Origin of the sequence: Streptosporangium sp. NPDC020145, assembly GCF_040631275.1 — a bacterium.
In the GTDB taxonomy this organism is placed as follows: domain Bacteria; phylum Actinomycetota; class Actinomycetes; order Streptosporangiales; family Streptosporangiaceae; genus Streptosporangium.
Genome location: NZ_JBEXZT010000011.1, coordinates 157,785 through 182,659, shown reverse-complemented (window position 1 = coordinate 182,659; position 24,875 = coordinate 157,785). Strand labels below are relative to the sequence as shown.

General features: G+C 69.6%; 24 protein-coding genes. 14 read left to right on the top strand and 10 right to left on the bottom strand.

Annotated elements, in window-relative coordinates:
• Window positions 1–517: 517 nt before the first annotated feature.
• Together ABZ463_RS21870 and ABZ463_RS21865 are read left to right on the top strand one after the other, a co-directional pair.
• Window positions 518–1,312, top strand: coding sequence for a methyltransferase domain-containing protein (locus tag ABZ463_RS21870; protein ID WP_362778396.1), 795 nt, complete (start codon window positions 518–520; stop codon window positions 1,310–1,312).
• 225 nt (window positions 1,313–1,537) lie between these two features.
• Window positions 1,538–2,359 (top strand): hypothetical protein, encoded by an 822-nt coding sequence (locus ABZ463_RS21865; protein WP_362778393.1) that lies wholly within the window; start codon window positions 1,538–1,540, stop codon window positions 2,357–2,359.
• 253 nt (window positions 2,360–2,612) lie between these two features.
• On the opposite strand, the gene ABZ463_RS21860 is transcribed toward ABZ463_RS21865, so the two are convergent.
• Genes ABZ463_RS21860 through ABZ463_RS21850 form a run of 3 tightly spaced genes read right to left on the bottom strand, consistent with a single transcriptional unit; the run spans window position 2,613 to window position 4,761 of the window.
• Window positions 2,613–3,335: a protein phosphatase 2C domain-containing protein gene (locus ABZ463_RS21860; protein WP_362778391.1), complete on the bottom strand. Its 723-nt coding sequence runs from the start codon at window positions 3,333–3,335 to the stop codon at window positions 2,613–2,615.
• On the bottom strand, window positions 3,332–4,153 hold the full coding sequence (locus tag ABZ463_RS21855; protein WP_362778389.1) for a GntR family transcriptional regulator: 822 nt from the start codon (window positions 4,151–4,153) through the stop codon (window positions 3,332–3,334). The genes ABZ463_RS21860 and ABZ463_RS21855 overlap by 4 nt, the downstream gene beginning before the upstream one ends.
• A gap of 23 nt (window positions 4,154–4,176) precedes the next feature.
• Window positions 4,177–4,761, bottom strand: coding sequence for a hypothetical protein (locus ABZ463_RS21850; protein ID WP_362778387.1), 585 nt, complete (start codon window positions 4,759–4,761; stop codon window positions 4,177–4,179).
• Window positions 4,762–5,061: 300 nt separating this feature from the next.
• On the opposite strand from ABZ463_RS21850, the gene ABZ463_RS21845 reads away from it, so the two are divergent.
• Both ABZ463_RS21845 and ABZ463_RS21840 read left to right on the top strand, forming a co-directional pair.
• The gene (locus tag ABZ463_RS21845) at window positions 5,062–5,700 is read left to right on the top strand and encodes an HAD family hydrolase (RefSeq protein ID WP_352014349.1); all 639 of its coding nucleotides are present in this window, start codon (window positions 5,062–5,064) and stop codon (window positions 5,698–5,700) included.
• Between the two features lie 56 nt (window positions 5,701–5,756).
• Window positions 5,757–6,167 (top strand): TIGR03668 family PPOX class F420-dependent oxidoreductase, encoded by a 411-nt coding sequence (locus ABZ463_RS21840; RefSeq protein WP_352014538.1) that lies wholly within the window; start codon window positions 5,757–5,759, stop codon window positions 6,165–6,167.
• A gap of 33 nt (window positions 6,168–6,200) precedes the next feature.
• Here ABZ463_RS21840 and ABZ463_RS21835 read toward each other — a convergent pair whose 3' ends face one another.
• On the bottom strand, window positions 6,201–6,980 hold the full coding sequence (locus ABZ463_RS21835; RefSeq protein ID WP_352014348.1) for a GntR family transcriptional regulator: 780 nt from the start codon (window positions 6,978–6,980) through the stop codon (window positions 6,201–6,203).
• Between the two features lie 790 nt (window positions 6,981–7,770).
• Window positions 7,771–7,902, bottom strand: a complete 132-nt coding sequence (locus ABZ463_RS21830) for a hypothetical protein (RefSeq protein ID WP_362778384.1) — start codon at window positions 7,900–7,902, stop codon at window positions 7,771–7,773.
• A gap of 86 nt (window positions 7,903–7,988) precedes the next feature.
• On the opposite strand from ABZ463_RS21830, the gene ABZ463_RS21825 reads away from it, so the two are divergent.
• The 6 genes from ABZ463_RS21825 to ABZ463_RS21800 all read left to right on the top strand — a co-directional run bounded on the left by ABZ463_RS21825 (window position 7,989) and on the right by ABZ463_RS21800 (window position 10,742).
• Complete coding sequence (locus ABZ463_RS21825) at window positions 7,989–8,210, top strand: hypothetical protein (RefSeq protein WP_362778382.1); 222 nt, start codon at window positions 7,989–7,991, stop codon at window positions 8,208–8,210.
• Window positions 8,207–8,713 carry a hypothetical protein gene (locus ABZ463_RS21820; protein WP_362778380.1) on the top strand — a complete coding sequence of 169 codons (507 nt, stop codon included), beginning with the start codon at window positions 8,207–8,209 and terminating at the stop codon, window positions 8,711–8,713. Before ABZ463_RS21825 ends, ABZ463_RS21820 begins: the two co-directional genes overlap by 4 nt.
• Window positions 8,710–9,054, top strand: a complete 345-nt coding sequence (locus tag ABZ463_RS21815; protein ID WP_352015945.1) for a hypothetical protein — start codon at window positions 8,710–8,712, stop codon at window positions 9,052–9,054. Before ABZ463_RS21820 ends, ABZ463_RS21815 begins: the two co-directional genes overlap by 4 nt.
• Window positions 9,055–9,365: 311 nt before the next feature.
• Window positions 9,366–9,599 carry a hypothetical protein gene (locus ABZ463_RS21810; RefSeq protein ID WP_352015946.1) on the top strand — a complete coding sequence of 78 codons (234 nt, stop codon included), beginning with the start codon at window positions 9,366–9,368 and terminating at the stop codon, window positions 9,597–9,599.
• A 12-nt stretch (window positions 9,600–9,611) separates the two neighbouring features.
• Window positions 9,612–9,839 carry a BldC family transcriptional regulator gene (locus ABZ463_RS21805; RefSeq protein WP_352015947.1) on the top strand — a complete coding sequence of 76 codons (228 nt, stop codon included), beginning with the start codon at window positions 9,612–9,614 and terminating at the stop codon, window positions 9,837–9,839.
• Between the two features lie 66 nt (window positions 9,840–9,905).
• Window positions 9,906–10,742 carry an SAM-dependent methyltransferase gene (locus ABZ463_RS21800; RefSeq protein ID WP_352015948.1) on the top strand — a complete coding sequence of 279 codons (837 nt, stop codon included), beginning with the start codon at window positions 9,906–9,908 and terminating at the stop codon, window positions 10,740–10,742.
• Window positions 10,743–10,824: 82 nt separating this feature from the next.
• On the opposite strand, the gene ABZ463_RS21795 is transcribed toward ABZ463_RS21800, so the two are convergent.
• Window positions 10,825–11,268, bottom strand: a complete 444-nt coding sequence (locus ABZ463_RS21795; protein ID WP_362778375.1) for a hypothetical protein — start codon at window positions 11,266–11,268, stop codon at window positions 10,825–10,827.
• 127 nt (window positions 11,269–11,395) lie between these two features.
• Complete coding sequence (locus tag ABZ463_RS21790) at window positions 11,396–11,950, bottom strand: isochorismatase family protein (protein WP_352015950.1); 555 nt, start codon at window positions 11,948–11,950, stop codon at window positions 11,396–11,398.
• 465 nt (window positions 11,951–12,415) lie between these two features.
• Here ABZ463_RS21790 and ABZ463_RS21785 point away from each other — a divergent pair, with 465 nt between their 5' ends.
• Genes ABZ463_RS21785 through ABZ463_RS21770 form a run of 4 tightly spaced genes read left to right on the top strand, consistent with a single transcriptional unit; the run spans window position 12,416 to window position 15,541 of the window.
• On the top strand, window positions 12,416–12,937 hold the full coding sequence (locus ABZ463_RS21785; protein WP_362778373.1) for an EF-hand domain-containing protein: 522 nt from the start codon (window positions 12,416–12,418) through the stop codon (window positions 12,935–12,937).
• A gap of 47 nt (window positions 12,938–12,984) precedes the next feature.
• Window positions 12,985–14,040, top strand: a complete 1,056-nt coding sequence (locus ABZ463_RS21780; RefSeq protein ID WP_352015952.1) for an isocitrate/isopropylmalate family dehydrogenase — start codon at window positions 12,985–12,987, stop codon at window positions 14,038–14,040.
• Entirely contained in the window at window positions 14,037–14,660 is a 624-nt protein-coding gene (locus ABZ463_RS21775; RefSeq protein WP_362778369.1) for a cysteine hydrolase family protein, read from the top strand. Before ABZ463_RS21780 ends, ABZ463_RS21775 begins: the two co-directional genes overlap by 4 nt.
• A complete protein-coding gene (locus ABZ463_RS21770) occupies window positions 14,633–15,541 on the top strand; it encodes a class I SAM-dependent methyltransferase (RefSeq protein WP_362778367.1) in 909 nt (302 codons plus the stop codon). The genes ABZ463_RS21775 and ABZ463_RS21770 overlap by 28 nt, the downstream gene beginning before the upstream one ends.
• 89 nt (window positions 15,542–15,630) lie before the next feature.
• On the opposite strand, the gene ABZ463_RS21765 is transcribed toward ABZ463_RS21770, so the two are convergent.
• The 3 genes from ABZ463_RS21765 to ABZ463_RS21755 all read right to left on the bottom strand — a co-directional run bounded on the left by ABZ463_RS21765 (window position 15,631) and on the right by ABZ463_RS21755 (window position 24,874).
• Complete coding sequence (locus tag ABZ463_RS21765; protein ID WP_362778365.1) at window positions 15,631–18,762, bottom strand: AAA domain-containing protein; 3,132 nt, start codon at window positions 18,760–18,762, stop codon at window positions 15,631–15,633.
• Window positions 18,763–18,909: 147 nt separating this feature from the next.
• Complete coding sequence (locus tag ABZ463_RS21760) at window positions 18,910–23,157, bottom strand: hypothetical protein (RefSeq protein WP_362778363.1); 4,248 nt, start codon at window positions 23,155–23,157, stop codon at window positions 18,910–18,912.
• 196 nt (window positions 23,158–23,353) lie between these two features.
• Window positions 23,354–24,874: a right-handed parallel beta-helix repeat-containing protein gene (locus ABZ463_RS21755; RefSeq protein ID WP_362778360.1), complete on the bottom strand. Its 1,521-nt coding sequence runs from the start codon at window positions 24,872–24,874 to the stop codon at window positions 23,354–23,356.
• Window position 24,875 lies beyond the last annotated feature (1 nt).

The window sequence follows — 24,875 nt, the reverse complement described above, 5'->3', positions numbered from 1 at the left end:
GACATCTCGGGTGCTGTGGGCGGGCTTTCGCCCGCTGAACGGGGAGTCCAAAAATGGCCTCTGACCTGCGGTTATGTGGTCCGTTGAGCACGCCTTGATCATTAACGATCACTGTACGTGTGTTTAACGGCGCCCCTGTCAATCATTTGGGTCCGTTGTCATCCGACCCTGACTGTGCATGTGGCGACAACTTTTATCCTCGGACGCCGATTGGCATGTGGAGGACGCTCCGCCCCTCCCCTGACCTCCCCAAACGTCGGTAATCTGCTGCAACGCCCTCGGGTGATGACCTGTCCGGTTTCCGGACAGGAACGTTCCATGAGGAGGTGACCCCACTTCTCCCGGGCGCGCGGAGCAGAGCGTGCGGAAGTCAGGCCGAGGAGCCCTTTTCCCCGGCGCCGCCTCCCCCTTCCCCGCGCCCCAGGAAAATCACCCGGCCGGCCATTTCCTTTAGCCTTCACGTTTTCTTCGGGGAAGAGCGCTCTCCCACCCCCGGTGCGTCCGCCAGAATGAGGAGATGTCCCGAGAACACCTGCGAACCACCTTCGACACCGTGGCCGCCGACTACCAGAGGGCGCGTCCCGACTATCCGGTCGATTTGTACACCGACCTGCTCACGATGACGGGGATCGAACCGCCCGCGAACCTGCTCGAAGTCGGCTGCGGCCCGGGAAAGGCCACCATCCCCCTGGCGAGGCTGGGCTTCCGGATCACGGCGGTCGAGCTCGGCGCGGCCCTCGCCGGGGAGGCGCGGCGCGAACTACGCGACTTCCCCGCCGTCTCGGTGGTCACCGCCCCGTTCGAGACCTGGCGGCCAGGGGACGACTCCCCCTTCGACCTTCTCTACGCGGCCACCGCGTGGAAGTGGATCGACCCCCGGCTGAAGTACGACAGGGCCGCCGCCCTGCTGCCCTCCGGCGGCCACCTGGCCGTGTGGGACGCCCAGCACGCCTTCCCCGAGGACTTCGACCCCTTCTTCACCGAGATCCAGCGGGTCTACGACGAGATGGGGGAGGGCGACGGCGCGGCCTGGCCACCACCGACGCCCGAGGAACAGCCCGACCCGACCGCGGCCGAGTTCGAGGACTCCGGACAGTTCACGGTCGTCGGGACGCGACGCCACGTGTGGGCGCGGAAGTACACCGCCGAGGAGTACATCGCGCTGCTGAACACCTTCTCCGGCCACATCGCCATGCAGGCGTCCAAGCGCGAACACCTCTACGGGGAGGTGCGCCGCCTGCTGGCCGTACGCCCGGACGGCCGCCTGACCCGCCACTGGCTGGCCGTCCTCACCGTCGGCCGCCGTCTGTGACGCACGCCGTCCGTCATGCCCCCTCGGGGTGTGGCCGAGACGGCGGTCTTCCTCACCTCGGGCCGGGCGTGGACGACCACGGGGCGGCCGCTGCCGGTGAACGCCGAATCCGATGAGCGGGCCGTCCGTCGCCACCACCCATTTCAATTACTCTGCGTGTTTGATTTGTGTGTATGAGGCGTGACAACCTTGGCATTCTCGCCTCACTGATCACCTGGAGTAACCGTGGGCCGTCTTCGCTTGGCCGCGCTCGGCGCCGTCGGCGCTCTGTTCGCCACCGTCCTTTGCGCCGGGGAGACCTCGGCCGACACGGAACCCGTCCCCGCCCAGGCTCCGCACACGATCACCGTGGGCATCCCTCATACCGTGGGCCCGCACTCGGCGGGCACGAGTAACGTCCCCTGCCAGGGAGGACGGCTCCCCTCGGGAGGAGGCGTGCTCACCACGAGCAACGGGGTGTTCCTGACCGCCACATGGCCCAGCGGAATCAGCTGGGTCGGTGACGTCTACAACGAGACCGACACGCCGCAGACCTTCACCCCCGTGGCGATCTGCACTCTCCAGCGCCACACGACCCGGTTCGGCACCTTCGTCAACGTGCCGTCGGGGCAGACGGCGATCGTCCGCGCGACCTGCGACCCGGGACAGGTGGCCACCGGCGGCGGACCGAACGCCGGAGCCCGCGGTACGGGGTCCGACAGCGGGCAGGCCTACATCAGCCAGTCGTCCGACATCGGCCAGCAGTGGGTCGGCCGGGTCACCAACCACGGCCCCCGCTTCGTGATCCTGCAAACCTACGTGCGGTGCGCGGACACGCCCCACACCGCCTACGCCAGCGGTCCGACCCGGCTGGCACAGGGCGCCACGGGCACCGCCCACGTCGAGTGCGGACCCGGTGAGGTGCCGACCGGGGGCGGCGGACTGGGCAATCCGGCGGTCGATTTCAACGAGTCGTTCCCGACGACCACCGGATGGACCGTGCGCGCCACCAACCACGGCTCCGTTCCGCTGGACCTGTTCGCCCGGGTGACCTGTACTCGACCCTGATCCGAGGACGCCCGCACCGGCCTGATCGTCCAGAGGAACGAAGCGTCGGTTCTCAGGCGATCAGGAGGGAACACAGATCGCTCGATCATCGGCCCCTGTCTTTGGAGTCATAAGACCGTGTCCTATGTGGTGAGTCGGCGATGGCGATGAAGGATGCGAGCGGTCCACTCGGCGTTCGTAGCGGCGGCAGCCGGACAGCCGAGAGACGGTTCGTTCAACGGTCCGGCGTCGTACGGGTCGGTATGGCCTGCGGTCAGGGGGCGGGTTTCATGTCGATGAGGATCACGGTGACGTTGTCGGGGCCGCCGTGGTCGAGGGCCAGGGTGATGAGGTGGTCGGCGATCTGGGGTGGGTCGGCGGGTGCGCGCAGGGCCTCGGTGAGGAGTTTGCCGGGTACGGCTTCGGTGAGGCCGTCCGAGCACAGCAGGAACCGGTCGCCGGGATGGAGGGTGTGGGTGGTCAGGTCGGGGGAGCGTCCTTCGGGGCGGCCGTCGAGGAAGCGGGAGATGCGGGCGGGCAGGTTCGGTACGGCCTCGGCGTCAGCGATGAGGTTCCGGTAGGTGTGGTCCTCGGTGAGGCGCCGTAGCGGCGTGCCGGGGGTGGCGTGGGCGGGCAGCAGGTAGGCGCGCGAGTCGCCGACATTGGCCACGACGGCGGTGGTGCCCGACCACATCAGGGCCACGAGGGTGGTGCCCATCCCGGTCAGGGCGGGGTCGGCGGTGACGGCCTCGTGCAAGGTCCCGCCGGCGGTGTGGATGGCGCCGCCGAGCAGGTGGGGTAGGTCGGCGGCGTCGGCCGGGCGGTCGTAGGGGCGGAGGACGTCGATCACGGTCTGGGCGGCGATGTCGCCTGCGGGGTGGCCGCCTAGGCCGTCGGCGACGGCGAACAGGTGGGTTCCGGCGTAGGCGGCGTCCTCGTTGCGGCGGCGGACGCGGCCGACGTGGGTCCGGGTGGCGGCGTGGGCGGTGAGGGTCATGGCCGCTCACCGTCACCGTCTGTGGGGTTGGGCCAGGGGGGTTGGGCGGATTCGTCGCGGTGCAGGACGTGTACGGTCTCCACCCGGTCGCTGGCCACGACGTATTCGGTGACCTCGATGGGCTGGTCGTCGCCTCCGGAGACGCCTTGGCGGACGATCTCCAGGACGGGCAGGCTGGTGGGGATCTCCAGCAGGGCGGCCTCGTCCTTGGTGGGCATGCGGGCGCGGTGGAACTCGATCCAGCTGATGGGCCAGTGTCCGGCCTGTTCCAGCCGGTACAGCCAGTCGCCCGGTCCGGTGGCCTGGCCGGTCACGTCGGGGGCGTCGGTCAGGCCGCGGGGGTGGATCCAGGAGACGGCGATCTGGAACGGCGGCTCCGACTGCGGGCCGGTGACACGGAAGCGACGGGTCACCGTCGTGCCGGGCGAGACACCGAGCAGCCTGGCGATACGCGGATCGGTCAGGGGCTCGGCGGACACCGTGGGCGGGACGTGGTGTTTCCAGACCTCCTGCCCGGTTGCTGAGGGGAAGGAGTAGCCGGGGCCGTCGGTGGCGACGTTGCGTTTGACGAGGTTGCCGCGTGGTCTGCGCAGTCGCATCATGCCGTGTCGGACGATGATCCCTCGCCCCTGAACCGCCCAGACATACCCCTCGGATTCCAGGACGCCGATGGCCCGGCCGATGGTGTCGCGGTTGGCGCCGTACTGCGCGGCGAAGTCATCCAGGCGCGGCAGCCTGGCCCCGGGTTCCCACTCACCTGCTTCGATCCGTGTCCGGATTTGCGTGGCAAGGTCCCGGTAGCGCGAATGTGCGGCCATCGTGCGGCTCTCCTGCTGGGGGTTCAGGGGGCGGCGGGTTCGTTGGTCCAGATGTCGCGGCCGCGTTGCCACAGTTCGTTGACGTGGTAGGCGAAGCGGTCGTAGAGGCCGTCGTCCTGGTGGCGTTTGAGGTGCAGCATCGGGGAGTCGTGGCCGACGAGGTTGGCCAGGTGCGGGGTGACGAGCATTTCGTCGTCGAACTGGAAGACCGACAGGGCGATGTGTTCGTCGCCGAAGCGGGCCTCGATGCCGGAGAGGTTCTTGAGGGGGTCGAGTTCGGCCAGGGTGATGCGGATGCGGGTGGAGACGGTCAGCGGTACGGCTTCGGCCTGTTCGCGGCGGCGGGTGACGTCGCTGTCGGGGTCGCCGAGGAGGAAGCGGACGCGGCAGCCCTGTTCGGCTTTACGTTTGAGGACTTTGGCGAAGTTGGGGTGTTCCAGCCAGAGGAAGTAGTTGGTGTATCCGGCCAGGACGATGGTTGAGGTGGCGTTGGTGATCAGGGAACGCCACACGCTTTTGGGGCAGGCGGATCGGTAGGGGTAGACCGACAGGACCTCGCGGTCCGGGCCGGTTTTGACCGTGTTACGTATCGCGTCGGGCCACAGCACGGACTCATCCACTTTCAACGCTTCGGAGGCGGCCCACCGGTGGCGTGGGTGGGGCACGCGCCCTTCGTCCGTCAGCCAGCGTTTCCGATTCCCACGGTGCGAGCAACCCCCCTGACATGGACAAGGCCCTGGCGCCGTAGGGTGCCAGGGCCTTGCGGAGAGGGCAGGCGATCAGGCGTCGAAGGCGCCGGTGTTCACGTGGCCGATGAACGAGCGCCACTGGGCAGGGATGAAGGTCAGGGCCAGAGGGGCTCGACGCCTTCCGGGCCGTTCTTGGAGGGGTGGCTTACCCTGCCAGGTGTGATCAGGGTTGTGGTGTTCGACATCGGTGAGACGCTTGTTCGGGATGATCGTTATTGGGCGTCCTGGGCTGATTGGCTGGGGGTTTCCCGGCACACTCTGTCGGCTCTGGTCGGTGCGGTGACGGCGATGGGGCTGGACAACGCGGAGGCGATCCGGCTGTTGCGTCCCGGGGTGGATTTGCATGCCGAGCGGCGGGCCCGGGAGGAGGCCGGACGCGGGGAGTTCCTTGACGAGAGCGATCTGTATCCCGATGTGCGGCCGGGGTTTCGGGCGTTGCGGGAGGCAGGGGTGCGGGTGTGTGTGGCCGGTAACCAGACGGTCAGGGCCGGGAATCTCGTGCGTGGCCTTGGCCTGCCCGCCGATGAGATCGCCGTCTCGGAGGAGTGGGGGGTGGCGAAGCCGGACCCGGAGTTCTTCCGACGTGTCGTCGAGCTGGGCCGGGCGGCACCGGAGGAGACGGTTTACGTGGGGGACCATCCGGCCAACGACATCGTTCCGGCCAGGGCGGCGGGTTTGCGGACGTGCCTGATCAGGCGAGGCCCATGGGGGCACCTGTGGGCGAAGGATCGGCCGGCTGATTGGCATATCGACGGCATCTCGGAGCTGGTGCCTTTCCTCTGTGGAAGTTCCGAATGAACGCGGTTCACAGTGGGCTGCCATTCGTGTGATGAGGGCATGGTGAAGGCGTGAAACTGGATCCCGTAGAGGCTCGTTCCCGGTTTGAGACGGCGCGGGTGGCCCGTTTGGCCACGGTGAGTGATGATGGTCGACCTCATCTGGTGCCGGTCACGTTCGCGGTCGTTGACGATGTGATCGCGATTGCCGTTGATCACAAGCCGAAGTCCACGGTACGGCTGCGGCGGCTGGCGAACATCGCGGCGAATCCGCAGGTCTCGCTGTTGGTGGATGAGTACGACGATGACTGGGATCGGTTGTGGTGGGTGCGGGCGGACGGACGTGCCCAGGTCCGGGAAGAGGGGCCGGAGCGGGCCCGGGCGTTGGAGCGGCTCATCGCCCGTTACGGACAGTATCGGGAGGTGCCGCCGACCGGCGCGGTGATCCTGGTCCACATCACCGGCTGGACGGGCTGGTCGTTCGGCTAGGGTTTCGCGGTTGTCGCCCCTTGCGCGTGATGGTCAGTCGGGGATGTCGAAGGTGTATGACCAGGTGAATCTGCTTGCCGAGTGGATGCCTCGGGCGTATTCGATGACGTGGCCTTCGGCGGTGCGGGTGGTGCGGCGCACTTCGACGACGGGTTCGCCTGCGGGGAGGTCGAGGAGCAGGGTTTCCTCGGTGGTGGGCATTCGGGCGGAGATGTCCTCGGTGATCTGGTGTGGGGGAAGGCCCTGGTCGGTCAGGACTTGGAATCCGCCGGACTGTCCGGCGATGCCGGGTGTGGGGTCGGTCAGGGGTGTGCCTTCGATGTCGGCGGGGCGGTAGTAGGAGGTCATGGTGTGCGTGGGGGCGCCGTCGCGGGTCATGACGCGGGCTCGTTCGTAGACCGGTGAACCGGGTTCGATGCCGAGGGCGGTGGCTGTGTCTTCGTCGGCTTCGACCAGAGAGACGTTCTGCGTCTGGTGTCCCTGCTGCTGGGCGGAGACGCTTTCCGGCTTTCTGGTGACGAATACTTCGACGGTGGTTCTTTGCCAGCGGTGGCGTGCGTAGCGGTCTGGTCCCAGGCGTCGAATGGGGTCCGATTCACGGACGTAGGAACCCGATCCGTGACGGGTGACGACCAGGCCTTCTGCCTGGAGCATGACCAGGGCCTTGGCTGCCGTACTGCGGGCAACGTCGTACCGGTCGGAGAGGTAGCGGACGGAGGGCAGTTTTGCGCCCTCGGACAAGCGCCCTTCCATAATGTCGGCCCGGATATCCGCAACTATGCGACGCGCGGGCGAATTCGGGTCTATTTGCACGCGAACCACCATATCTAAGTGTCGTAGGCCATTCTGCTTGACGGGCCTCCTGACCTGCTCTAGCGTCCAGTGTCACACGACACTTTTAGAGCAGCTCTCGCCCAGCTTTATCTAGGCGGCTCCTTAGATCAGGAAGTGGAGTCCCAAGCCGTGACCAAGCCTAGTGTTTCGACCTTTGAGTCGATCACTTTCCGCAACGGATGCGACTGCTTCGGTGACGCCGTCCCCTTGCCCATGGGATGTGCCCGCTGTGGCCATTCCCCCTACGCCCATGGCTGTTCGCAGCAGGACGGGCACGAGTACGCGCAGCCGTCCGGGCTGTTGATGAACGCCCGTCTCCAGGCCCGCCGCGAGTACGGTCCACAGCTTCTTCCCGCGCCTCGGCCTCCGGTGGAAGTGGCGCCCGCCGAGGTGATCCCGTTGGTGCCCGCCCAGCGGCGTCCCGAGCATGACCCCGATCCTGAGGCGCCCGCGATGGCCCCGGCTGCGAAGGCCGTACCGGACGGTCCTGTGGATGAGACTGGCCCGGATTGTGGGCTGGTGCCTGGTCGGCGTCGTCCTGCCCCTGAGCCGGGAGTGGCCGCGACCGCCGTACGGGAAGGCCCTGCGGATTCCGGGCCGGGGGCGGCTGCGGTGGTTCCGGATGGTCCTGTGGAGGAGGGCGGCGCTTCTGGGCCGGTGCCTGTGGACAGGCCGGTCGCCGCTCCGGAGGCCGCACCCGTTGTGCCGGTACGGCCGTCGCCGCTTCGGCGAATCCGGCGCCCCTTCCCTGGCGCTTTTCGGTCGGGGATCACCTGGACGAGGGCGTGTCGGCCTGGCGGCGTACGGCCCGCGAGCGGTCGGCCGCCTCGATGCGGCGGCCGATGTCGCGTTCCCCAGGCTCAGGCGGCTTGTCGGCCCGGCGTTCGTCCGGCTGGCACACACCTTCTTCGTCGTCCCGCAGGGCAGGCCCGGCCGGTGATCACCTTGTCGGCACAAGCCTCTGGTCGGATCTTGGAGGTCCAGATCATGCACAGCACCCCCGGCCGCCCGGTGATCCCGGGCTGGCGGTTGATCATCAGTGACGCGGGCCGGTTCTGGGCCTTCCGCAACCACCTCTTCCCCCGCGCCGCCGTACGGGCCGGAGCCGAGTCGGCGGTGGACGCCGACACCTTCGAGGAGATCCAGGCCATCGTCGCCGAGCAGGAGGAGAGGGCCCGCGTCGCTCTGGTCGAGGAGGTCACCTCGTGACGGGACGCCACCGTGACGGCCAGCCGTACGCCCCGGTCTATCGGCGGGTCTGGGACGGCCCAGCGCGGGCCGAGGCCGAGCGGATCGACCAGGCCTGGGCGGACTGGGCCGTGCTCTACAGCCTGGGACGACGCTGTTTCTACGCCGTGGCCGCCTGGGACGGCCCCCGGCCGGTGATCGTCGAGGACCCCACCGGAGACGGGTTGGAGGAACGGATGCGGGAGGCCGAGATGATCCGGGCGATCCGGCTCGCGTCGCGGCCTTCTCCGGCGCCGGTTCGGCGCAGGAGGGGTGGGACGGGTCGTCCGCCTTCCGGGGCGCGGAACGAGGTGGTCGCCGAGGAGCTCAGTGAGGAGCGGGGTTCGTCGGCTGGGGAAACGGTGCCCGCTGGGGGACGGCCTTCGTCGGGCGGGGAGATGGTGTCCGCTGGGGGACGGCCTTTGTCAGGTGAGGGGACGGCGTCCGCTGGGGGACGACGTTCGTCGGGTGGGAGGGCGGCATGACGGTTGGTATCGCGCGTCAGAGTTGCGACGCCGTACAGCGGGCCCATTCCGGCTGGCTGGTCTTCCACAACTCGACGACCGGTTTGTGGAGCGCCTACCGGAGTGTTCTGCCCGGCAGGCCGTACCCCGGGAACGTGCTGTTGGTGCGGGCCGACTCGGTCGAGGAGTTGGAGCGGAAGCTGACCGCCCAGGCACCTCCGGTGGTGCCGCCGAGCATCCAGGCCGTCGCCGTCGCCCGCGCTCTGCGGACTCGAACCGCCTGGGTCGTTCAGGCCGTATGTCCTGGTCAGGCCATCGCGCCTAGCCGGTCTACGGCATTGCGCAGACTTCTGCGCTCGTGAAGCCGGTACGGCGGGCGTGGACGTCATCCCACCCGTCGCTCGCCGTACCCATGAACGTGCGGCTCAGGCGGGAGGGGTCTGGGCCGCACACCTTCGCAAGGCGGTTCCCGTGCGCGCCGGGACAAACGGGCGTGCTGGGGAAGAGGGAGCCGTCTGGCGCACCGGTCTCCGTATCTGGAGGCCGGTCCTCCTCCAGGGTGCCCGGCCCGTGCTCCCCGGCTCGGGGCCGGGCACCCGCCCCCTCCTCACTTCGTGAACCTCACGGCCTGAACGACGTGTGTTCCCTGTCCGCCCTCCGAACCAGGACGACCATGACCGACGACGAGCGACGCCTGATCGACCTGCTCATCAGCACCCACCCCGCCTGGCGGTACGAGGAACGGAACCTGCCCGGACTGCCCCGGTGGTGGGCCGTCCGCTACGAACCCCTGCGCCTCGACCAGCGCGGAGCCGGGGCCAGGGACGTGCTCGGCCGTACGACCTTGCACCGGCTGGCCAGGGCGCTGGCCCGGCATGACCAGATCCTGCACACCCTCCGCTACTGAAAGAGAGCCCTCATGTCTCCGCTCAAGGCCGTAGCCCCCGACGGCACCTTCTCCACCGGGCCGGACACCACCGAACGGCTGCTCACCCCCGGCGAGGTCGCCCGGATCTTCGGCGTGGACCCGAAGACCGTCAACCGCTGGGCGCTGACCGGGAAGATCCCCTCGGTCAGGACCCCCAGTCGCCAACGCCGCTACCGGGAAACCGACATCAAGGCCCTCCTCGACGCTTCGGCTTGTTGAGAGGGGCGGCAAATGTGGTCGTGACGCTAGTTGTGGCCTGTTGGGGACACGCGGTGAGGTTGGCATGTGGACGGTGAGGACTTACCGGGGCATCCCGGGCCGCCTGACTCCCGCAGGCGGGACACGACAGCTGACGGACCGACCGTGGCACGGCTGTACAACGCCTACCTGGACAGCGAGGGCACCGACGCGGTCGATCACGAAGCCGCCGACGACCTGCTGCGCCGTGCGCCTGATCTCAAGCCGGTCGCGCGAGCCAACCGCGAGTTCTTGGCGCGCGCGGTTGGCTACCTGGCCGGTGAGTCCGGGATCGACCAGTTCGTCGACCTGGGCACGGGGCTGCCCACCCACCCCAATGTTCACCAGGTGGCTCGCGAGAGGCGACCGCAGGCGCGGGTGGTGTACGTCGACAACGACCCGGCCGTGTTCGAGCGTGGTCGTACGGTGCTGGATGACGGTGAGCGCACGGCGATGATCCAGGCGGACATCCGTCGGCCATGGACGGTCATCGACGATCCCCGGACCCGGTTGTTGATCGACTGGAGTCGGCCGGTCGCCGTACTGATGTCGTCGGTGCTGCATTTCCTCACCTCGCCCGAACCGATCGTGGCGGCCTTCCGCGAGGTCATGACGCCGGGAAGCCACCTGGTGATCTCGCACGCCACCGACACCACCAGCCGGGCCGACGGAGTGATGGAGATCCAGCGGCTGTACCGGTCGGCCGGACTGACCGTCGAGATCCGCCCCCGCCGACGCATCGAAGAGCTGTTCAGCGGCTTGGCACTCGTCGCGCCCGGGCTGGTCCCGGCGTCGTACTGGCGGCCGGAGGCTGAGATCCCGCCCGAGCAGCAGGGCGATCGGATCTGGATGCTGGCCGGAGTCGCGAGGGTACCGGACAGGTAGGGCCTACCCGCTCGCGGTCTTGACGGCGAAGGCGTTCGACGGGTTCCAGCCCTCTCCGGCGCGCCCCGGCGGACGTTCGCCGTCAGGCGCGGTGTCGTCGCCTTCTGAGCAGCAGGATCACGCAGACGGTCAGGCACACCAGCCCCGCCACGGTCGTGATCACCGCACCGGCCAGGGCGTACTTCTGCACGATCTCCTGGTGCGCGGCCATCTCGGCGAAGGTCGAGGGTACGCAGTCCGCGCCGACGGGACAGCGAGGCGGATCGTCGGCGTCGAGCTTGCCGAAGCTGTCGTCCGCCTGGACGAAAACGCCGGTACCGGCCATGGCCAGCAGGAACGCCGCGACGCAGGCCCGGCCCCACCACGCTGGCGTCCGCCAGGCGGCGGGCTGCCCGGCTCGGCGGCGGCGTACGGCGGACACCCGCAGGCTGACCACCAACGCGGCGGCGGCCACGGCCGGCAGGGGCCAGGCGATCGCCGCCACCAGCAGGGCGATGAGCAGGGCCGCCCCGAGCCAGTCGAACATGGCGGACAAAGTAACACTTAATGCCCTGATCTTCGGCTGGCCCGCGTTCCACCCCTCCGGGCCCAGGAGTGGAACGCGCGAGCCCGGCCCCGGGTAGCCGAGGCGTCTCCTGGCCGCCGGGGGCAGGTCAGGTGGCGTCGAAGGTGACCTTCGCGGTCTCCACGGTCGACGCGTGGCGGCCGGGGGCGCTCTGCCAGTACCAGTAGAGGTTGGTGTGGGCGATGACCTGCGCGGCGGAGGGCAGGCCCTCTCCCGCGTCGTCCGTCGTGTGCGCGTCGCCGACCAGTGTCACGTCGTAGCCACGGGTGAAGGCGCCGTGCATGGTCGAACGGATGCACGCGTCGGTCTGCGCGCCGGTGACGACGAGATGGCCGACGCCGTGTTCGGCCAGGAGCTCCTCAAGGTCGGTGGCCTCGAAGGAGTCGCCGTAGTTCTTGTGGACCAGCGGCTCCGCGTCACGGCGGGTGAGCTCGGGGACGTATCGCCACTCGTCGCTGTCGCGCTGGAGATGCTCGTCGGAGTGCTGCACCCAGACCACGGGCACATCCTGCGCGCGGGCCCTGTCGACCAGGTCGTTGATGTTCGCGATCACACCGTCACGGTTGTGCGCGTCCGCGACCACGCCGTTCTGGACGTCGATCACCAGCAGGGCGGTGTTGGGGCGATTGGGCAGGGTTGTCACGTGAGTCTCCTTTTCGTGCTCCCCTCACGCTAGACCATCCCACCGACGGTTTCGGCGCCCCCGTCCGACCGACGATTTCATCGCCGCCTCTCGAACCCCTGTGAAACATGAAAAAATTTCAGCGTTGAATCACAGCCGCAAGTCCTGATAAATCATGGAAAAGGTGATTTCGCTTATGGTGATTGCGAGGTTCTCCGGGAGAGGGCCTCGGGGCTCTCGTCGTTGAGTGGACGGCCGTCGTCAGCAGGGCTCTGAGCTGGGCAAATTATGCCCGTTGGTCGGAGTGTGCGCCAGGAGGAACCGCATAGTAGATCATGATATTTGCTATTTTGGGGATTTGTTCCTTCGGCCCGCTTGGTTATCGGTCGGATGGTAAACGCGTGGTCACGTTGTGGCATAATCGCGTGCGGTCCGGCCTCCGGCTTGGCCTTTTCATGAATGGCGCTGAAAGAAAGGTGGCAGAGCATGCAGAAAGCGGCCCTTGACCGGGTGAGGCTCGTCTTCACCCTGCTCGACGCCGACGGCACCGGCTACCTGGAGGCCGGTGACTTCGAGCTCATGGCGAGCCGGGTCATCGCGGCCTCCCCCGACTCGGGCGACGTCGCCAAGGCCGCCATCCTGGCCGCCTTCCGGCGCTACTGGACGACCCTGGCCGCCGAGCTGGACGCCAACCGCGACGGTCGCATCAGCTTCGACGAGTACGTCGCGTGCGTGCTCTCCCCGGAGCGCTTCGACGAGGCCATCGGTGACTTCGCCGAGGCGCTGGCCAGGCTGGGCGACCCGGACGGTGACGGGTTCATCGGGCGGGACGACTTCGTGGCGCTCATGACGGCCATCGGGTTCGCGCCCGCGAACATCCACGCGCTCTTCGACGCCTTCGGCCCCTCCGACGCCGACCAGATCCCCGTCCCGGTCTGGGCCACCGGCATCAAGGACTACTACAGCCCGGAGAAGACCGACATCCCAGGTGACCACCTGGTCGGCTGACCAGCCGAACCCCCACGTCCGGCCTTCGTCGACACCAGGAGCAACAGGTGGAACCAGTCATCGGACTCGCCGTGGGCCAGGGGACGGGCCCCGAACTCGCGGCCGTCTTCGAACGGGTGCTGACCGGCATCGCCGACACGCACTCCGTCGGCATCGACCTCACCCGGTCGGAAAGGCTCTACCACTCCTACTCGTCGCTGAGGGCCGGCGCAGGGGTGGAGCAGATCCGCGAACTCACGCGGCAGGACGCCGACCACTACGCGGAGTTCTGCCGCACGCGGGCCGCCCTCGGCGTCCCGGCCGTCTTCCGTACGGCGATCAACGCCCAGTCGCTCTACCTCGTCCGCCAGCGCCTGCGGGCGGTCAAGGTCGACGCCATCACCACCCCCGAGACGTCGTTGCTGCTGGTCAGGGACGAGGCCCAGGGCTTCTACACCGGGGAGAACACCCACGCCCCCGGCTTCCTCGTACGCACCATGGCGTTCAGCCGGGACATCACCGAGCAGGTCATCGCCTTCGCCGTACGGCGCGCGCGGCAGGAGTGGCCGGACGGCGGAGCCGAGCGGATCATCATGGCCTACAAGTTCCACCTGCTCGACGGCGCCCTCGACGAGTGGGTGGCCGAGAGCGCCGCGCGGCACGGCGTCGAGATCGACCTGTTCCAGCCGGACACGGTGAACCGCAACCTGATCGAGTACGGCCCGCGCCCCCGCACGATGATCATCGCGGGCAACGAGTGGGCCGACATCATGCACGTGGTCCTGCTCGACCGCTTCGGCTCGGAGCGCCAGGAGAACCGCTGCACGGAGAACGTCTACCTGCACCCCGAGGCGGCCGGGCTGGTCGAGTACCAGACCGTGCACGGCTCCGCCGACGACCTGGCAGGGAAGGACACGGTCAACCCGGTGGCGACCGTACGGGCCGCGGCGGCGATCGCCGAACGGCACGCGGGCTGCGCCGGAGCGGTGCGGATGGTCGAGCGCGGCCTCGAATCCCTCGCCCGTCAGGGCGTCGGCACCCCCGACCTCGGCGGACGTCACTCCACGACGGCCGTGGTCGAGGCGCTGCTGGAGACGTTCGAGGCCCCGCCGGTGGAGTCGTGACGGCCACGGCCCTGGTCGTCGTGGACCTGCAGAACGACTTCTGCGCCGGCCCCCGGGCACTGGCCCGTTACCCGGGCGACCCCACCAGGCTGGAGGCCGTCGCGGCGAACACCGCGCTGGCCGTCGACCGGGCGCGGGCCCACGGCACCGAGGTGGTCTTCGTCCGCTTCGTCGGTGACGCCGAGCACCAGGGACCCAGCTGGCGGCGCCGTGACCGCGCGCTGGGCAAACGGCCCAAATGCCTGGAGGGCTCGTGGGGCGCGGAGTTCCGTACGGTCTCACCGGAGCCGAGGGAGCGGGTCTTCACCAAGCGGGCGTGCTTCGACGCCTTCCTCAGCGAGGGGTTCGAGCGGCACCTCGTCAGCCGCGGGGTCGAACGGCTCGTCCTCGCCGGGCTGTACGCCGACGTCTGCGTCGACTCCACCGCCAGGACCGCCTTCCAGAAGGGGTTCCACATCACGGTGCTGACCGACTGCACCACCGGCCTGCACCTGCAGGACGTGGACATCCTGCGCTTCATGCGCGTTCTGTACGGCGCCTACCTCGCCACCCACGACCATCCGTGGACGCCTTCGGAGGAAGAGGAGGGAGCATGCCGTACACCCGGGACGAAGGCCTGATCTCGGCCGTAGGTGTCGGCGTCGAGGAGGGGGTCGGCCTGACCGCCCTCATGGTGGCCGCCGCGCGGGCGATCGAGACCCACCGCCCTGACGCCCTGGCGGGCGACCCCTACGCCGAGCACTTCGTGCGGGCCGCCACCGTCTCGGCCGGTTGGCCGGTGCGCCCCGAGCAGGTTCCCGACGGGGAGGCCGACCCCCTGTGGGGCAGGCTGGGACGCTACTTCGGCCTGCGCACCCGGGTCATCGACGACTTCCTCGTCAACACGGCCCGCGCGGGCGTGCGGCAGGTCGTCCTGTTCGGGGCGGGTCTCGACACGCGGGCCTTCCGGCTCGACTGGCCGCCGGGCCTGGTCGTCCACGAGATCGACCGGGACGGCGTCCTGGCGTTCAAGCACCGGGTGCTGGACGGCCTCGCCGCCGTCCCGAAGGCCACCCGCCGCACGATCGCGGCCGACCTGCGGGACGACTGGGTCCGGCCGCTGGCCGAGGCGGGGTTCGACCCGGCCGTGCCGACCGCCTGGCTGGCCGAGGGATTGCTGCTCTACCTGCCGCCGTGGGCCGAGCGGGGGCTCGTCGAGAGCGTGAACCGGCTGAGCGCCCCGGGAAGCGTCCTGGCCTGCGAGGTCAAGCTCGGGGTGGAGTCGCCGCAGGTCCGGGCCAGTCCCGTCTACACCGTGACCAGACAGCGGATCGGCGTCGATCTCCTCGCCCTGTTCGACGGGGAGCCCCGCCCCGACTCCGTCGGCCACCTGAAGGACCTCGGCTGGGCGACCACGGTCCGCACCCCCTTCGACTTCACCTACCACTACGGCCGGGGCCCGCTCCCGGTGCCGAACGACTCCCTGGCGAGCAACCGCTGGATATTCGCCGGAAAGTCCTGACACGGCACCTGATCACAGGGGAGAGCTGCCAGGATCGCCGACGGCGATGACCGGTGGGAGCGGGGGAGGCCCCACCCCGGGCCGCCCGTCTACCGGTCGGGGGCGGCGGCGGGCGGCGGCAGCGTGACGCGCTGGAGATCGCGGGCCAGGACGTCGAAGTGGCGCTGTTTCGACCACTGCGTGTGGTCCCCGATCACATACAGGCGTCGCTTGGCGCGGCTGACCGCGACGTTGAGCAGGTTGGGGCGCTGGGCGGCCCAGCGCTTCGCGCCGGGGCTGCTCGGGTCACCGCCAAGGACGAGGACGACCACGTCGGCCTCTCTGCCCTGCGCCGTATGGACCGTGCCCGCCTCCACGCCCTCGAAGGAACGCACCACACTCTTGACCCCCCGCACGACGTCACGGAAGGGGCTGATCACGAAGACGCTCTCGGGAGAGATTCCCTCGCGTGTCAGGCGGCGGAGGATCCGCTCCAGCACCTCACCCTCCTCACGGACCCAGTGGCCGTCGGAGGCGGTGCCGGTCACGTCGATCCACATGCTGTCCGGCAGGGAGATCGGAGGTTGTTCCGGCTTGCCGTACACCATGAGTCCGTCGTAGGCGATGGCGTTGGAGATGCCGAACATGGGCTGGTCGCAGCGGCGGTGAACCCGCAGTGGCGCGCCGACCCAGACGGGGGCGTCCTCGCCGGGAAGGGAGGTGCCGTAGGCGTTGACGTGGTCGGCCAGTTGCTGCACCGAGGTGCGTCCGGGCAACCATCTCTCCTCCCGCACACCGAAGGTACGGCTCAGCGCCCGCTGGGCGGAGAACGGCAGCGTCACGACGGGTTCGAGCTGGAGAGGGTCGCCCACGGCGACCACACGCCGCGAGCGCCAGATCGCCCCCGCGGCGAGTTGCGGGGCGGCCTGCCCGGCTTCGTCGATGAAGAGCCAGCCCAGCGCCTCCTGGGTGAGGTGGGAGAACACCCGGTGGAAGGAGGCGAACGTGGTCGAGACCACCGGGACGAGGAAGAACAGGCTCTGCCAGGCGGCCCGGACGGCCGCTTCGGGAACGTCCGCGGGCGTCTCACCGCCCAGGACGTCCATGGCGGCCTGCAGGCTCTTGCGCATCCGGGACGCCTCGGCGCGCAGGAAGGCCTGATGGAGGCGGAGCGCCTCGACGAACAGCTCACTGCGTGCGGCGTTCCACACCGCGTCGGTCCACAGGGTCTGGTGTTCGCGCCGCTCGGCGTCGGCCCACCACTGCTCGCCGGGGAAGAAGGCACCCAGCGCGTCCTGTTGTTCGGCCAGCCGGGACCGGGCCCTGGCGAGGCGGGAGTTCGCCGTGTCCAGGGCCGTTCTCCGGTTGACGAGATCGGAGGTGGCCTCGATGACGGGCAGCCTCGAAGCCGTCAGGCGGGCGGAGACGTCGGCGAGCGCGTGTTGCGCGGCCTGTACCCGCCCGGCCAGGTCCCGGTCCTGCGCGAGCCACTCGCGAGAGGCCTTTCCGAGGGTGAAGATCGCGGTGACCAGCGTCGGCTGGAACCGCTGGTGCTCCTGACGTCGCCCTTCCCACTCGGCCACGTCCTGCTGGGCCGAGGCCTCCTGCCGCCGCAGCCGGTCCTGCTCGTCGCGAAGCCGACCGAGACGGGCCTCGGCGGCGGAGACGTCCCGGGTGGCGCTTTCGACCGCGTGGCGCAGAGCCGACAGGTCGCGTAGCGCGGCGTGGGTGGCGGAGTGCTCCCGCTGCAGTTCGCGGACCTTCTCGTAGGCGTGATTGAAGGACCTGACGGCGGTGGACCATGAGGAACCGCTGTTGGTCTGCCATGCCTCGAAGGCCGCGCGGAGGCCGGGTTCGTCGGCGGTGCCGTACCAGGCCCTGCCGGCGAACTCCACCCGGTTGGACTTCCTGCCCAGCTTGGCGGCCACCAGCCCCCACGCGGGTTCGCCGAGGACACGGCTCGCGATGTCGTCGAAGTAGGTCACCTCATCCCGCCACGGCGCGTCGATCGCTCCTCGCGCGGGGATCTCGGTCGTGACGTTCTCCACGGCCCCGTTGTTGGCCGAGGTGACCACCATCTCGAACCCGGTGAGATCCTCCCGCCACAGGCTCACCACCCGCCGGTAGTGCCCCGTCTGCCAGCGCATCTCCCCGGTGAACGCCAACGCGGTGTGCGCCAGCTTCGACAGCCGCAGCGCGCGCTCCACCACGTTGGCGGCGATCAGGTCTCTGAGCATCGCGGTCTTGCCGGTGCCGGGTGGGCCGTTGACCGCGAACAGCCCGGCCTGCGGGGCCAGCTCGGTCATGATCGTGTTGACGGCGAACTGCTGGCTGAGCGCGAGCGGTTTCTCCGGCCCCTGCGGCCAGCGGCCGGCGGGCACGAGGTCGGGAGCCACGTGCTCCAGGACCACGTGCGGATTCTGCCGCAGGTCGGTGCGCTCCGGTTCACGGGACTGGAGGTAGGCGTCCAGGGCGGAGCCGTACGCGCCGGTCCGGACGGCGGCGGCCACCCGTTTCAGGTCGTCGGCGATGAAGCTGTTGAGGAAATCGGTCCCCTCGTCCGAGGAGTGCTCCCGCCTGCGCGAGACCTGAACGGATTTGACGACGAGTCCCTCGGGGCGCAGGACACTCTCCACGCCGAAATCTTCGGCGGTCAGTTTCACCAGGGAGGCAAGGTCCTCATATCCGAGTGGGCGTCCGACGGACACGCCCTTCCCCCGGAGTTCGGTGGCCCGTTCGTCGTGTTCGAAGGCGGCGACGAGGTCCTCGACCGCCACGCCCAAGGAGCCGCACGCGGTCTCGAACCCCTCCAGCCAGTCGGCCTGACCTGGGCCGGGGTGAACCGTACGGCCCGCGGCCCAGGCTCCACTGGAGAACTCCCAGGTGCCGAGCAACGGCCGGCCCTCCTCGGTGAGGATCAGCGCGAACAGGGCGCTGGAGCCTCGCGGGGCGGCGTCGAAGCTCTCCGAATCGGTGCCGAAGACGTGCTCCAGCAGGACACGCATCCGGTCGAGGGGGAAGACGCCGCCGTAGAGGATGTGCCGCCAGGCCATCGTGGGCTTGATACGTCTGCGCCGGAGAGGATGGTCCGGATGCCAGGGGAGCGGTTCACCCGGCTTGACGTGGAACACGGGTTCACGCTCGTCCCGCGGGTTGACCTTCGGAATGCTCTGCGGGCTGAACAGCTCACAGGCCCGCCAGAATTCCATGATTCGGGAACGGCCGTCGTTCAGGTGACTCACGGCACTCCTTGCGGGGGACGGCAAGAAAAGGCCCGGGAGCGAATTCCCAGGGCCCGTCGGTGCGAGTGTGATCACACATTAGACGAACGAGACGCGAGCGATTACGCGCCTTTTGAAGATAAGAGGTCTAGGGGATGTAGTCCTCGCTCACCGGGGAGCGGAGCAGCTCTGACGGTACGGCTCATACGGAATGAACTGCCGCCATTCCCGCTGGTCGAATGGCCGGCCCGCGACGGCGCAGACCGCCCCGGCCAGCTCGTCGGGCAACTCCACGTCCCAGATCCGCACCGTCATCCCCGTGGTGACGAGCCGGGAACCGTCCGAGCTGAACGCGGCCGAGTAGACCGGCCCTTCATGAGCGGTCAGGGAATCACCGATCTGCCGGTGGGTGGCCACCTCCCAGAGCCGGGCGGTGCCGTCGCCTCCGGCGGTGGCCAGGCGGGTCCCGTCCGGGCTGAAGGCCACGGTCTGTACCGGACCTTCGTGCCCGGTCAGCGGAGCTCTGATCTGCCGGTGGGTGGCCACCTCCCAGAGCCGTGCCGTACCGTCGCCTCCGGCGCTGGCGAGCCGGGATCCGCTCGGATCGAAGGCGATGGAGAAGACCGGGCCCTTGTGTCCGACGAACGGGTCGCCCAGCTGTCGGCGGGTTTCCGGATCCCACACACGAACGGCCCCGTCGCTCCCCGCGACGGCCAGGCGCGATCCGTCCGGGCTGAAGACGGCTGAGAAGAGCGGGCCCTGGCCTTCACTGACCGGCTTGCCGAGCTGCCGGTAGGCGGCCAGATCCCAGAGCCGGGCGGTCCCGTCGTCACCGGCGGTGGCGAGCCGGGAGCCGTCCGGGCTGAACGCCACGGACTCCACCGGACCCGTGTGGCCGACCAGCGGCTCTCCGAGCCGCCGATGATTGATCACGTCCCACAGACGGACGGTCCCGTCGCCTCCGGCGGTGGCCAGGCGAGTCCCATCCGGGCTTAGGGCGACCGAGAAGAGCTCGCCCACATGGCCGGCCAACGGGTCTCCCAGGGGACGGCGGGTGGCCAGGTCCCAAAGCTGTGCCGCGCCGTCGCCTCCCGTGGTGAACAGCCGGGTCCTGTCCGGGCTGAAGACCGCCTTGCGTACCGAGCCGTCGAGTCTTCCCATCGGGACGCCGACCTGTCTGTGGACGGTGACGTCCCACAGCCGTACGCCGTCGTTCCCGGAGGTGGCCAGCCGCGCCCCGTCAGGGCTGAAAGCCACTGAGGACGGGTGCTGGTGGCTGCTCATCGGGGCGCCGATCTGCCTGCGGGTGGCGGGATCCCACACCCGCGCTGTCCCGTCGTCGCCGACCGTGGCGAGCTGGGCTCCGTCCGGGCTGAAGGCCACGGACCGTACGGCCCCTTTGTGGCCGGTCATCGGGCTGCCCACCTGTTCACGAGAGGCGGTGTCCCAGATGCGGACGGTGCCGTCGATTCCGGCGCTGGCGACGCGTGACCCGTCCGGGCTGAAGGCGACCGACCACACCACGCCGTCGTGGCCCTTCATCGGGGCTCCGATCCGCGCGTGGGTGCGGGTGTCCCACAGGTGTACGGCGCCGTCGTCGTCCGCGGTGACCAGGCGTGACCCGTCCGGGCTGAAGGCGGCCGACCATGTCCCGGCCATCGGGACGCCGACCCGTTCGCGGGTCGTGAGGTCCCACATGTGGGTCTTACCGCCGGTGGTGACCAGGCGGGAGCCGTCCGGGCTGAAGGCCACGGACCGGATCTCGTCGTCGTGGCCCTTCATGGGGGCGCCGAGCTGTTCGTGTGTGGTGAGATCCCACACCCGCGTCGTCCCGTCGCTGCCGGCGGTGGCCAGGCGGGTCCCGTCCGGGCTGAAGGCCACGGATCGTACGGCTCCCTCGTGACCGGTCATGGGGGAACCCAGTCGCCTGTAGGTGGCGGTGTCCCAAAGACGTACGGCGCCGCCGGTCTCCGCGGTGGCGAGCCGGGAGCCGTCCGGGCTGAAGGCCACGGATTCGACCGCGCCCGCGCGACCTGCCAGGACCGCACGTTCGGGTCTGCTGAGAACCGCCACCAGGCCGGCCCGCGCCTCGTCGGTCGGCGCGATGGCCCATGCCGCCACGGCCAGCCGGGCCGACGTCACGGGATCGGCGGACAGCGTCTCGCTGTGAGCGGCCACCTGGCGGGACATGATCTCGTTGCTCCGCTGTTGTACCGCATCGCGCTGTCGGCCGACTTCCTGGTTGGAGAAGACCAGAAACACCGAGACGCCGACCAATCCCACGCCCAGGACGCCAAGTCCCACGAGCACCGTTCGCCACAGGCGCCGGTTCCGTGCGGCGGCGGCGGTACCGGCACGAAGGAACTCCTCGGCCACGGAGGTCAGCCGGAGACCACGCCGGGGGTCGGCACGCCAGCGCGCTCCGGCCGTCCCGGCGTGCTCCAGTTGCGCGCCGTGGTAGAGAAAAGAGGATTCGCGCTCTTTCGCGTCCCACTCGGCGGCGGCCTTCTCGATCTTTCCGTGCAGAATCCGGTCGACGCGGTCGTCGTCCAGCCAGCCACGCAGACGACTCCACGCCGTCGTCAGCACATCATGGGCGAGTTCGACGGTCTCGGTGGTGACCATGAGCCGGTCTTCGGTGAAGGCCGTGACCACCTCTCTGACGGCTTCAGGCCGCTCCGCGCAGAGGACGGTCAACTCGTCGACACTCAAACGGCGGCGGACGACATGCCCGTCGTCGTTCAGGAGCACGAGCGCCATGATGACGCGCCTGGATATCTCCTGCTGTTCGGGATCCAAGCGGCCATACACTCTCTCGGCGGCGTCCTGGACGGCGGAGGCCACACCGCCGGAACGGTCGTATCCCTGCCGGGTCAGCCGATCGCCGTCGCGGTTCTCCCAGATCCGCACCATCGCCATCGACAGCAGAGGCAGCGCCGTCCCCACGTCTTCCGGGGCTCGCAGGTGCCCCGCCAGCTCCCGTACCACCTGCTCGGCCAGGTCCTTCTCCACCTCAAGCCCGGCCGCGGCCGCGGGTCCGGTGATGGCCCGCAGCAACTCCGCCTCACGCATCGGCTCAAGCACGAACATGCGCTCTTCCAGGGCCCGTGCCAGCGCGCTGTGGGCGGCGCAATGCTCCACGACGAAATCGCCGCGTACGGCCACCACGACCACCCCGGACCCTCCCGTCGCGATCGAGTGCAGCGCGTCCACGAAGGCGGCCCTCTCCGCGGGTCCCTCAGCGGACAGGGTGAACAGCTCCTCGAACTGATCGACCACCATCACCACTTTTCGCGGCCCCTCACCGTTCCCGCCCTGCTGCCGCCGGCGGATCATCACGGCGGACAGCATCTGCCGTGTCCAGTCGGCGGCCTGCGCGGGATCTTCACGCAGTTCGCCGAGGACCGCGCCGCTGTCGGCGCTGCACGGGACCGCGAGCTCCCGTGCCAGGCGCCGTAAGGGGGTCGTCCCCGGGGTGAAGGTGATCTGATGCGCGTCATCGAGATCATGGTGGGGAGACGGAGCCGTGAGCGTGGGCAGCAGCCCGGCATGCAGGAGTGAGGACTTTCCCACACCGGATGCCCCGGTCACGACGACGAGGCCTCCGCCGTTGACCATGGCGACCAGCCGGGAGACGGCCTGTCCGCGCCCGTGAAAGACCGTCGCCTGCGCCGGCCCGAACGGCGCCAGCCCTTGATAGGGGCAACCGCCGATCCACTGCGGTTCCGGCGCCGAGGACACCCCCGTCGTGAGACGGCGCTCCAGAACATTCAGCCGATCGCGTACCGTGACCAGCAACGCGGTCTGGTGGCGGCGCTCGGCGTCCTGCTGGTAGAGGATCTCCTGGATCTCCCCGGCCGCCGCGTCGAGCCGCTCCAGCATCGGCGCCAGTGCCGTGTTCTGCCGGCCCAGTTCGGCGAAGCCCGACGCCATCCGTTCCAGCAGCTCCGCATGCCCACCGGCGAGCGCCTCGCCGAGAGCCGCGCGGGTGGCGTCCACCGCCTCCAGCGTCGCCACCAGGGCCTCGGCCAGCGCGTCGGCACGGGCGTCCCCCAACCGCAGGGCCTCTTCCAGCCGTACGGCCAGTTCTTCTTCCAGGCGCGCGGCACGCTCCTCCTCGGTGCCGCCGGTACGGGCGATGGCGGTGTCCAGAGCGGAGCTGATGACGGTGGCCAGCATGTTGCCGCCGACCGATCCGATGACGTTCATCCCGGCCAGTTGCACCGCCAGCCCCGGTTCAGCCAGGGCCAGCGGAGTCAGCGCGCTGGCGCACAGAGTCGCCAGGAGCAGTCGCGGCGTCGCCTTTGCCAACTGGCGCCCGGCCGCCCGGAGCACCCAGCCCCGGGCCCCCTGCTGGGCGGCCGAGATCTGTTCCGGAGACAGGGGTACTCCGTCCGATGCCTCCTGGCGCTCCACCTATCGCTCCTGATCTGAAGGCGTGGCTCCCCTGCGGGAAAGCAGATCCTCTCCACAGCATCATCGATACGGAGGGGACAACGCTACCGATCACGACGGATGTTTCAAGAGCGGCACCGTCGCCCACCCCACGCCGCCCCGGCCACCGCCCATGCGATCTTTCGCCGGACGTGGCCGGAGGACGTCTCGCAAGGGGTTACCGGCCTCCGGTGCGGGTGCTCCAGAGAGGGGTGCCGGTGGGGGTGTAGACGACGACGTTGCCGTCGTCCTGTACGGCCAGGCGGGCGCCGGAGGAGCCGCCGGTCCTGGTCGACCACAGGGCGACTCCGGCCGCGTCGTAGATGACGAAGTTGCCGTCCTGCTGCATCAACGCGACCGCGCCGGGACTGCCCGCCGTACCGGAGGACCACAGGGGGGCGGTGACGTTCACCTGGGTGAGGACCAGGTCGCCGTCCCGGCGGTAGGTCAGTTTGAAACGCCCGTCGCAGGAGGTCTGGGACGCCCCGGGGAACAGGGCCTCGTCGGGTTGGAACCAGATACAGGCCGTGGGGGCGGTGCCGACCTTGAGGATCGCGGGCTCGGTGACGCCCAGCACGTGGTGGACCTGCCCGGAGGCGAACTCCGGCTGCAGGGTCGAGGTCGAGGCCGCCTGCACCTGGTAGCCGCCCGGCCGTGACAGCGGGGTGCCGCCGCAGCCCGTGGTCGGGACGCCGACGTGCCGGGACTCGTCCACGTTGCCGGTGACGGTCCAGTCGCGGACGCCGTTGACCGCGTAGCCGTACCCCATGTGCAGGCCGCGCAGGGTGTTGCCGGTCACGGTCGCGCCGTGGACGGTGCCGGTTCCGCACGTCCACACCTGCCAGCCCATGGCCATGCCGACCTTGATGAAGGCGCTCTTGGCGTCGACCACGTTGCCGCGGACCGTCGTGCCGGTGTAGTCGCCGTCGACCGGGGCGATGTCGACCAGGTTGATGCCGCCGAGCAGTTCGCTGTGTTCGGCCCGCACGGTGTTGTTCTCGATGGTCGAGCCGGGGGCGCCGAAGATGACGATGCCGCCGTCGGTGGCGTCCACGACCGTGTTGCCGCTCACGACGGAGTCGCCGCAGGCCAGCGAGATCCCGTCGGCCCACTGGCCGCTCGGCCGGTCGACGCCCGCGGGGCCGATGCGGTTGCCGGTGATCCGGGCGCCCTGGCACTGCGGCGTCCCCGAGCTGACGGCGCCCTCGTAGTAGTGCAGCGCCGACCAGCTTCGCGGGTTCCTGATGGCGCTGTTCTCCACGATCTGCCCGGTGGCGGCGCCGCCCATCTGGACCAGGGCCGACCCGGTCTTCGGCCCGAGGGTGGGGCGGTCGCCGTCGATCTGGACGTTGCGTACGGCCACCCGGCTCCGGCCGACTCCGTCGACGGCGGTGGTGACGGTCGCGGAGGCGAGGCGCAGGGTGGCGCGTGTCGTGCCCTCGGGCAGGCCCTCGGTGAACAGCTCCTGGTCGGCGGCGGTGAAGCGGACCGGCTCGGACAGGGTGAACACCGCGCCCTGGCAGAGCACCGCCTGGGCGCCGGGCCCCGTCAGGGCGGCGTTGATCGCGGTCTCGGTGCCCGACGGGATGCAGCCGGCTGACGACGGGCCGGTCCCGGCCCGCGCGGCCCCCGGTACGGCGGTCGCGACGAGCAGCGTGAGCAGGGCCGTCCCGAGTCTTGTCGTCGGTCGTGTGCTCATG

What these genes read in the sequence shown, in the direction of transcription:
- ABZ463_RS21870 (WP_362778396.1), top strand. Translation starts at nt 518, where the DNA reads ATGTCCCGAGAACACCTGCGAACCACCTTCGACACCGTGGCCGCCGAC.
- ABZ463_RS21860 (WP_362778391.1), bottom strand. Translation starts at nt 3,335, where the DNA reads ATGACCCTCACCGCCCACGCCGCCACCCGGACCCACGTCGGCCGCGTC.
- ABZ463_RS21855 (WP_362778389.1), bottom strand. Translation starts at nt 4,153, where the DNA reads ATGGCCGCACATTCGCGCTACCGGGACCTTGCCACGCAAATCCGGACA.
- ABZ463_RS21825 (WP_362778382.1), top strand. Translation starts at nt 7,989, where the DNA reads ATGCACAGCACCCCCGGCCGCCCGGTGATCCCGGGCTGGCGGTTGATC.
- ABZ463_RS21815 (WP_352015945.1), top strand. Translation starts at nt 8,710, where the DNA reads ATGACGGTTGGTATCGCGCGTCAGAGTTGCGACGCCGTACAGCGGGCC.
- ABZ463_RS21810 (WP_352015946.1), top strand. Translation starts at nt 9,366, where the DNA reads ATGACCGACGACGAGCGACGCCTGATCGACCTGCTCATCAGCACCCAC.
- ABZ463_RS21805 (WP_352015947.1), top strand. Translation starts at nt 9,612, where the DNA reads ATGTCTCCGCTCAAGGCCGTAGCCCCCGACGGCACCTTCTCCACCGGG.
- ABZ463_RS21795 (WP_362778375.1), bottom strand. Translation starts at nt 11,268, where the DNA reads ATGTTCGACTGGCTCGGGGCGGCCCTGCTCATCGCCCTGCTGGTGGCG.
- ABZ463_RS21785 (WP_362778373.1), top strand. Translation starts at nt 12,416, where the DNA reads ATGCAGAAAGCGGCCCTTGACCGGGTGAGGCTCGTCTTCACCCTGCTC.
- ABZ463_RS21770 (WP_362778367.1), top strand. Translation starts at nt 14,633, where the DNA reads ATGCCGTACACCCGGGACGAAGGCCTGATCTCGGCCGTAGGTGTCGGC.
- ABZ463_RS21755 (WP_362778360.1), bottom strand. Translation starts at nt 24,874, where the DNA reads ATGAGCACACGACCGACGACAAGACTCGGGACGGCCCTGCTCACGCTG.